The sequence below is a fragment of the Neisseria sp. HMSC069H12 genome (genome assembly GCF_001812735.1).
Classification (GTDB): Bacteria; Pseudomonadota; Gammaproteobacteria; order Burkholderiales; family Neisseriaceae; genus Neisseria; species Neisseria subflava.
Genome location: NZ_KV810238.1, coordinates 22,618 through 31,376, shown reverse-complemented (window position 1 = coordinate 31,376; position 8,759 = coordinate 22,618). Strand labels below are relative to the sequence as shown.

The following is an 8,759-nucleotide window of genomic DNA, read 5'->3' as shown; positions in this document are numbered from 1 at the left end:
TGGTGTAAACAACGCAACGTTTTCCTACATTTCAGGCAGCCTGAAACCGTTTTGGCGCGTAAAGGCAGCCTGAAAGCGGATTTACGGCACGATGTTTACTTTCACGTTACCCACATTGATGGTGTCGATAAAGACCTCGTCTTGGCTCGAGCACACCTCAAAGCTGGTTACAAAGGAACCGAGGGGCCCCTCGGCTTCAATCCTGCCGCCTACGAACCGGTAGATTTTGGTCTGCCAGCCGGTATAGCCGCCGAAGGTGTTTTTGGCGTTCACTTCTGCGCACACTACGTAATATTCGTTGGTTTTCAACTCTCTGGGTGTTTTTGGCGGATATGTATTTGCCAGAGGATTGTATATTTGGAACACTTTGTGCGGCGTGCCGATGCGGATTTTCGCGCTGTCGGGGTCGAGCAGGGTGTCGTTGAGGTATTGGCGGATTTGCCGTTGGTAGTTTCTGGGGTAGCTGCCGTAGTTTGCGCTGCGCACGGTTTTCATGCTAACTTGCGCGGACGGGGGCGTGTAGGCGCAGGCGGCCAGCAGGCAGAGGCTGCCGATCAGGACGGCGCGGGTGGGAAGTTTGGTTTTCATATCTTCTTTCCTTTTGGTTTTGGGGTGGGGCGATGTTTTCGCTTCGCTGTTTTTCAGACTGCCATTTTGGCGAACGGCGAAGGCAGCCTGAAATGCGTTTAAGCTTTGGCCTGCCAAGTATCTTTCAGCGTTACCGTGCGGTTGAACACGGGATGCTCGGGGCGGTGGTCTTTGCGGTCGGTAACGAAATAGCCCAGACGCTCAAACTGCCAACGGCTTTCGGCGGGCAGGTTTTTGGCTGCGGGTTCAGCGTAGGCAGTGATTTCCTTGATGGATTCTGGATTGAGGAAATCTGTAAACGGCAGGTAGTTGCCGTCTTCGCCGCGCACGGCATCGGGACGCTCGACGGTAAAGAGGCGGTCGTACAGGCGGACTTTGATTTCGGCGGCGTGTTCGGCAGACACCCAGTGAATCACGCCTTTGACTTTGCGGCCTTCTGGATTTTTGCCCAAGGTATCGTGGTCGATGCTGCATTTGAGTTCAACCACATTGCCTGCCGCGTCTTTTACGACTTCATCGCACTTGATGACATAGCCGTGGCGCAAACGCACTTCGCCACCCGGAATCAGGCGTTTGAAGCCTTTAGGCGGATTTTCGGCAAAGTCGTCGGCTTCGATGTAGATGGTTTGGGAAATAGGTACTTCACGATCGCCCATTTCTTCATGGTTCGGATGGAATGCGGCACGGCGGCTTTGGGTTTTACCGGCTTCAAAGTTGGTCAGAGTCACTTTGAGCGGGTTCAAAACCGCCATCAAGCGTGGCGCAGAGTTTTCCAACTCTTCACGAATTGCACCTTCCAACACGCTCATGTCGACGATGTTTTCAGATTTGGAAATACCGGCGCGTTTGGCAAACAGGCGCAGGCCTTCGGGCGTGTAGCCGCGGCGGCGCATACCGGAAATCGTCGGCATACGCGGGTCGTCCCAGCCTGTAACGTAGCCGTCTGAAACCAGTTGGTTCAGCTTGCGTTTGGACGTGATGGAATACAAAAGCTCCAAACGGGAAAACTCGTATTGGCGCGGACGGGTGGCGTGTGGCGCGGGGATGTTGTCCAACACCCAGTCGTACAGCGGGCGGTGGGCTTCAAATTCGAGCGTACACAAGGAATGCGTGATGCCTTCGATGGCATCGGAAATGCAGTGCGTGTAGTCGTACATCGGGTAGATGCACCATTTGTCGCCGGTGTTGTGGTGATGGGCGCGGCGGATGCGGTAGATGACGGGGTCCCGCATATTGATGTTGCCTGATGCCATGTCGATTTTCAGGCGCAGGGTTTTGCTGCCGTCGGGGAATTCGCCGTTTTTCATACGTGTGAACAAATCGAGATTTTCCTCGATACTGCGATCGCGGTAAGGGCTGTTTTTACCCGCTTCGGTCAGCGTGCCGCGGTATTCGCGCATTTCTTCGGGCGTCAAATCATCCACATACGCTTTGCCGTCTTTGATTAAGCCGACGGCGTAGTCGTAAAGCTGGTCGAAATAATTGGAAGCGAAACGCGGCTCGCCCGCCCAATGGAAACCGAGCCACTCGACATCTTCTTTGATGGCGTTGACGTATTCGTCGTTTTCTTTTTCGGGGTTGGTATCGTCGAAACGCAGGTTGCACAGGCCGTCGTAAATATACGCCAAACCGAAGTTCAGGCAGATGGATTTGGCGTGGCCGATGTGCAGATAGCCGTTGGGTTCGGGCGGGAAACGGGTTTGGATGGCTGTATGTTTACCGCTTTTGAGGTCTTCTTCGATAATGGTGCGGATGAAATGGTTGTCCGCGAATTGGTCTTTATTCAACATAATATTTCTTTGATGGGAAAATGATTTTCTGTTTTCAGACGGCCTGAGCATTCAATCAGGCCGTCTGAAAGGAATGGAATGATGGCTCAATTGTACCCGACTTGGCTACTTTGATACAGGGTCGGCAACCTGCCACGCCACGCCGCGCTCGTTTAGGGTTTTCTGCATGGCGGCGGATGGTGGGCGGTCGGTAAACAGCTTATCGAATGCACCGATATCGCCCAGTCTGACCAAGGCATTGCTGTTGAATTTGCTGTGATCGACGCCAAGATAGCGCACGCGGGCATTGTTCACCATCGCCTGCATCACGCTGACTTCCTTGTAATCGTCATCCAAAAGCGAGCCGTCGTTTTCTATGCCGTGGGTACTCATGATGGCATAGTCGACTTTGAATTGGTTGATGAAATCAACGGTCGCCACGCCGGTAATACCACCGTCCAAGGGGCGGACCACCCCGGAAGCGATGATGACCGTGTAGTCGGTACGTGCCGCAGTGATGGAGGCGGCGTAAATATTGTTGGTGATAATCCGCAGGTTTTTACGCTGTCTGACCAACTCGGCGGCAACGGCTTCCATGGTGGTGCCGATGCTGATAAACAGCGAGGCATTGTCGGGAATGGTGGAAGCAATCAGTCGGGCAATGGCGTTTTTTTCCTGCTGCTGATGGTTGCGCCGCTCCTGCCCTGCCGTTACAACTGAAACGTCGCCCAAAGATGCGCCGCCGTGATAGCGTTTGAGCTGTCCGGTCTCGCTTAACTCTTGCACATCGCGGCGTATGGTTTGTGGCGTCACATCCAAATTTGCCGCCAATTCTTCCACCGTCATAAAGTTATGTTCGCGGACAAGGGTGAGGATATGTTCGTGTCTTTGGATTTTGGGTTTCATGGTGTTTCGTTTTATAGGGATAAACCAATGGCCGTCTGAATATTTCAGACGGCCTTGTTATTGTCAAACCGATTACATCTCGAGTTTCTGTTCCAAGCGTTCCATACACGCACCCAAGTGGCGGCGCATGACTTTGGTCACACGGTTGCGCTTGCCTGCCAGCAACAAATCGAGGATTTCTCGGTGTTCATGGTGCGAATTGGAATCGATGTTGCGCTTTTCTTTGCGAAGCGGATCGGAAACGGCCACAATCAATGAAGAGCGCGCGCACAAGGTATTCATGATTTCAAACAAGACATTATTATCCAACAGCCGCGCCAATTCGACATGGAAGGCATTGGACAGGCGGTTCCAACCCACGCGGTCGCCGCTTTCGGAGGCTGCGCCCTCTTGCTCAATCATGGCGTAAAGCGGTTGCAGACGCGTTTCCAAATCAGGCATATCGATGAGGACGCTCAAAATCATGCTTTCCATTTCGATACGCGTGTTGAACACGTCTTTCATTTCTTTCAAATCCGGCACATGGACAAATGCGCCACGATTGGGCTGCAAATCGACAATTTTGTCGTGCGCCAAAAGCGACAATGCGCCACGCACGGTATTGCGGGAGCAAACCATTTGTCGGCAAAGCTCGGACTCGGTCAGTTTTTTGCCCGGCAACAGCAGATGGTCGGTAATGCCGTCCAAAATCAATGCGTACACGCGGAAGAGTTCGGAATCGTGACGCTCTTCCAAAATAAGCGATGAAGTTGCAGGCGCAACGTTGGTATTATTTTCGTAATCCATAATGTTTCCCCAGTATCCGTATTAAGGCGCAAGCGTTTACAAACCAGCATCTTTCGGGGTTGTTTAAAATATAATTAAAAATTGTTGACAATGTTAAACGAAACTTGCACAATGAGATCAACAAGCCAAGTTATAAAGGCTGATAGAGAGAGAAGAAAAAGGAATAAAAAGCAAGCAGATATATTCATGTTAATGCGTGAATATATCTGCTTTTTTGTGGGTAGTCGGTTCACGCTCCGACACGCCCACCCTGAAACCGTCCTATTCTGTTTCGACGATCTCGAAGCTGTGGCTCATTTTTGCCGCTTTGCCCAGCATAATCGATGCGGAGCAATATTTTTCGGCAGACATCTGTACGGCGCGTTCAATCGCGCTTTCTTGCAAATCCCGACCATACACTTTGAAATGGATATGGATTTCGGTAAACACGCGCGGCGCGGTGTCGGCGCGTTTGGCAGTCACTTCGGCACGGCAGTCGGTGATTTTTTGGCGTTGTTTCTCGGCAATCATTACTACATCGATGCTGGAACAGCCTGCTACACCCAACAACAGCATTTCCATCGGGCTGGGGCCGCGTTTGACTTCGCCTTCAGCCGCCGCGCCTTCCATCACAACGCTGTGTCCGTTTGCCGTTGTACCGACAAAGCACATTCCGTCTATCCATTTTGAAGTAACTTGCATGGTGTCTTTTTTATCCGTAAAAGCATTAATCTGATATTGTAAACAATTTCAAGTGATAAACCTAGTCAGGCCGTCTGAAAAATACAATCAATTACAATTGGTCTGAACGCATTATTCGTCCCGATACGCCCAGTGGTTGACCGGCCCGTGCCCTGCCCCGATGCCCAAAGGATGGGAAATGGCGGCGGCAATATAGTTTTTTGCCGTTTGAACCGCCTCGGAAACGCTAAACCCTTTTGCCAACTCGGCAGCAATGCAGGCAGAAAATGTGCAGCCCGTGCCATGTGTATGCGGCGTCGGGAAACGTTTGCTGTTCAGCTCAATGGTTTCGTATGGCGTAAACAGCCAGTCGGTGCAATATTCGCTTTGGCTGTCGGCAAGATGGCCGCCTTTAATCACCACATTTTTCACGCCCCAATCCTGAAGAATTTTGGCGGCGCGTTCCGCATCTTGGCGGTTTTCAATATTGATACCCGTCAATGCCTGCGCTTCGGGCAGATTGGGGGTTAATACGTCCGTATGCGGCAGCAGCAGGCGTTTCATGGCTTCGACGGCCGAGTTTTCCAACAACGGCGCACCGCCTTTGGCAATCATGACCGGATCCAACACGCGTTTGCCGAAGTCGCATTCGGCGGTTTGTTCCGCCACGCATTCGATGATTTCCGCCGTACCCAGCATGCCGATTTTATAGGCACGGATTTGGAAATCCTCCTGAATCGCGGCAATTTGCGCGGCAATCATGTCGGTCGGTATCGGATGCACTGCCGATACGCCCAAAGTATTTTGTGCAGTAACCGCTGTCAGTACGCTGGTACCGAACACACCGCGCATCTGAAACGTCTTCAAATCCGCCTGTATGCCCGCGCCGCCTCCGGAATCTGAGCCGGCAATCGTCAGCGTTTGAATAAAAAGTTCGTCCATCGTATTCTCCTGTTTTTCAGACGGCCTTTTGCTTATCGTTATGGGAAGCCGTTTGGTTTTATCCGTAAGCAAAGGCATTCGCCGTCTATTTTTCCGAATGCCTTATCCGTTGTTTTACCAAAAACAAATGTATGTTCTCGGGCGAAATATCTTAACAAACAAAAGGCCGTCTGAAAACTATTTTCATTTTCAGACGGCCTGTTCAATTTTAAACCTATTCAGGCTTAATCTTCGTATGCGTCAATCGGCAAGCAGGAGCAAATCAGATTGCGGTCGCCATACACTTCATCTACACGTTTGACGCTCGGCCAGAATTTGTGTTCGCGGACAAACGGCAATGGGAAGACGGCTTCTTCGCGGGAATACGGATGCGTCCATTCGTCGGTTACGTCGGACGCGGTGTGCGGAGCGTTGACCAGCGGGTTGTCGTCTTTCGGCCATTCGCCGCGTTCGACTTTCAGCACTTCCTGTTTGATTTGTTTCAGGGCGGCGATGAAGCGGTCGAGTTCGGCTTTGCTCTCGCTCTCGGTCGGTTCGATCATCAGCGTGCCGGCAACGGGGAAGGAGACGGTCGGGGCGTGGAAGCCGTAGTCCATCAGGCGTTTGGCGATGTCGGTTTCGGTAATGCCGCTTTCGGCTTTAAGCGGACGCAAATCGACGATACATTCATGCGCAACGCGGCCGTTTTTGCCTGTGTACAGAATCGGATAGTCTTCGCTCAAACGTTTTGCGACGTAGTTGGCGTTGAGCAATGCCCAGCGCGTTGCCTGCTCCATGCCTTGTTTGCCCATCATGGTCAGGTACATCCAGGTAATCGGCAGGATGGACGCAGAACCATATGCTGCGGCAGCCACGGCAGTTTGATCGGCACTGGCATTGTGCATATCGGTCACCACATGGCCTGGTGCGAACGGAGCCAAATGGGCTTTCAAGCCAATCGGACCTATGCCCGGGCCGCCGCCGCCGTGAGGGATACAGAAGGTTTTGTGCAGGTTCATGTGCAACACGTCCGCACCGACTTCGGCAGGCTGCATGATGCCGATTTGGGCGTTGAGGTTGGCGCCGTCCATGTAAACCTGTCCGCCGTTTTCGTGAATAATGCGGCAGATGTCGCGGATGCCTTCTTCGTACACGCCGTGGGTGGACGGATAGGTAATCATGATGGCGGACAAGGCGTCGCGGTGTTGCTTGGCTTTGGCTTTCAAATCGTCAATGTTGACGTTGCCGTGTTCGTCGGTATCGACAACGACGACTTTTAAGCCCAGCATGGCCGCAGTCGCAGGGTTGGTACCGTGGGCTGATTTTGGAATCAGACAGATGTTGCGGTGTCCCTCGCCGTTGGCTTCTTGGTAACGGCGGATGGAGAGCATACCGCTGTATTCGCCCTGTGCGCCGGAGTTGGGCTGGAAGGAAATCGCGTCAAAGCCGGTGATGGCTTTCAGGCTGTTTTCCATATCGGCAAGCAATTCGCGATAGCCGGCGGTTTGCGCTTCGGGAGCGTAAGGATGGATGTCGGTGAACTCAGCCCAAGTAATCGGCAACATTTCCGCAGTCGCGTTGAGTTTCATGGTGCAGCTGCCCAATGAAATCATGCTGCGGTTCATCGCCAAGTCGCGGTCTTCGAGTTTTTTCAGGTAGCGCAACATTTCGTGTTCGGTGTGGTAACTGTTGAACACAGGATGTTGCAGAATGTCGTCCTGACGCAGCAATTCGGCATTCAGACGACCTTTGACATCATCGGCAAATGTGAATGTATCTTTGCCGGTAAATGCGCGGTACAAATCGACCAAATCTTCGTATGCCGACGTTTCATGGAACGCAGCCGCAACTTGAGTATCGTTGACGCGGCGCAGGTTGTAACCCGATTTCAAAGCAGCGGCAAACACTTGGTCTGCTTTCTCTTTGCTGCCGAAATCAACGGTAACGGTATCAAAGAAGACTTTGTGAACCACATTCAGGCCGTCTGAAACCAGCGCATCGGCAAAGGCAGAAGCCAGCGCATGAATGCGGTTGGCAATGCGTTTCACGCCTTCAGGGCCGTGGTAAACGGCATACATACCGGCCAAGTTTGCCAGCAATGCTTGTGCGGTACAAATATTGGATGTCGCTTTTTCGCGGCGGATGTGTTGCTCACGGGTGGACAAAGCCATACGCAAGGCAGGTTTACCCGATGCGTCTTTGGATACGCCGATGATGCGGCCCGGGGCGGAGCGTTTGAACTCGTCTTTAAACGCAAAATAAGCAGCGTGCGGACCACCAAAGCCCATCGGCACACCGAAGCGTTGGGTGTTGCCCAAAGCAATATCTGCGCCCACTTCAGCCGGAGACTTCAGCAAAACCAAGCTCATGATGTCGGCTGCAACGGCCACGATTGTGCCTTTGGCTTTCAGACGGCCGATAACATCCTGCAAGTCTTGCACGTCGCCATCTTTGCCGACGTATTGGAACAGCGCGCCGAAGTATTCGCCCTCATCCGCTTGGGCAAAATCGCCGACCACCAGTTCAAAGCCGAAATATTTGGCACGGGTTTTCATCACGTCCAAAGTCTGCGGATAAACGCGCGCATCCACAAAGAAACGCTCAGTTTTCACTTTGCCCACTCGGTGCGCCATCGCCATCGCTTCAGCCGCGGCAGTTGCCTCGTCCAACAAAGACGCGCCTGCCACAGGGAAACCGGTCAAATCGATACACACTTGTTGGAAGTTCAACAACGCTTCCAAGCGCCCCTGCGCGATTTCCGCCTGATACGGCGTATAGGCGGTGTACCAGCCCGGATTTTCCAACACGTTGCGCAAAATCACGTTCGGCACGCGGGTCGGGTAATAGCCCAAACCGATATAGGACTTGTTGATCACGTTTTTAGACGCGATGCCTTTCAATTTCGCCAACGCGTCCGCCTCGGTCAACGCTTCGGGCAGGTCGAGTTCGGACGGCATACGGATGCTTTGCGGCACGGTGTTGCCGACAAAGTCATCCATACTCTTCTCGCCGAGCGCTTCCAAAAGCGCAGCCTCGTCGCCAAAGCTCAAATGGCGCGCGGCAAATTCGTTCGGGTTGAACAATTCAGATAGTTTCATTTCTACTCCTTCGGTGTTATCGATATCAACA

General features: G+C 52.6%; 7 protein-coding genes. All 7 read right to left on the bottom strand.

Going from position 1 to position 8,759, the window contains the following annotated elements:
* Window positions 1–81: 81 nt before the first annotated feature.
* The 7 genes from HMPREF2872_RS00640 to gcvP all read right to left on the bottom strand — a co-directional run bounded on the left by HMPREF2872_RS00640 (window position 82) and on the right by gcvP (window position 8,728).
* The gene (locus HMPREF2872_RS00640; protein ID WP_070630444.1) at window positions 82–588 is read right to left on the bottom strand and encodes a hypothetical protein; all 507 of its coding nucleotides are present in this window, start codon (window positions 586–588) and stop codon (window positions 82–84) included.
* A 98-nt stretch (window positions 589–686) separates the two neighbouring features.
* Window positions 687–2,378 carry a glutamine--tRNA ligase/YqeY domain fusion protein gene (locus HMPREF2872_RS00635; protein ID WP_070630441.1) on the bottom strand — a complete coding sequence of 564 codons (1,692 nt, stop codon included), beginning with the start codon at window positions 2,376–2,378 and terminating at the stop codon, window positions 687–689.
* 105 nt (window positions 2,379–2,483) lie between these two features.
* Window positions 2,484–3,263, bottom strand: coding sequence for a DeoR/GlpR family DNA-binding transcription regulator (locus HMPREF2872_RS00630; RefSeq protein WP_063068458.1), 780 nt, complete (start codon window positions 3,261–3,263; stop codon window positions 2,484–2,486).
* 72 nt (window positions 3,264–3,335) lie between these two features.
* On the bottom strand, window positions 3,336–4,049 hold the full coding sequence (locus tag HMPREF2872_RS00625) for a GntR family transcriptional regulator (RefSeq protein WP_070589703.1): 714 nt from the start codon (window positions 4,047–4,049) through the stop codon (window positions 3,336–3,338).
* Between the two features lie 261 nt (window positions 4,050–4,310).
* Entirely contained in the window at window positions 4,311–4,730 is a 420-nt protein-coding gene (locus HMPREF2872_RS00620; protein ID WP_003679886.1) for an OsmC family protein, read from the bottom strand.
* A 111-nt stretch (window positions 4,731–4,841) separates the two neighbouring features.
* Complete coding sequence (thiD, locus tag HMPREF2872_RS00615; RefSeq protein ID WP_070630440.1) at window positions 4,842–5,651, bottom strand: bifunctional hydroxymethylpyrimidine kinase/phosphomethylpyrimidine kinase; 810 nt, start codon at window positions 5,649–5,651, stop codon at window positions 4,842–4,844.
* Between the two features lie 224 nt (window positions 5,652–5,875).
* Complete coding sequence (gene gcvP, locus HMPREF2872_RS00610; protein ID WP_070630438.1) at window positions 5,876–8,728, bottom strand: aminomethyl-transferring glycine dehydrogenase; 2,853 nt, start codon at window positions 8,726–8,728, stop codon at window positions 5,876–5,878.
* Window positions 8,729–8,759: the final 31 nt, after the last annotated feature.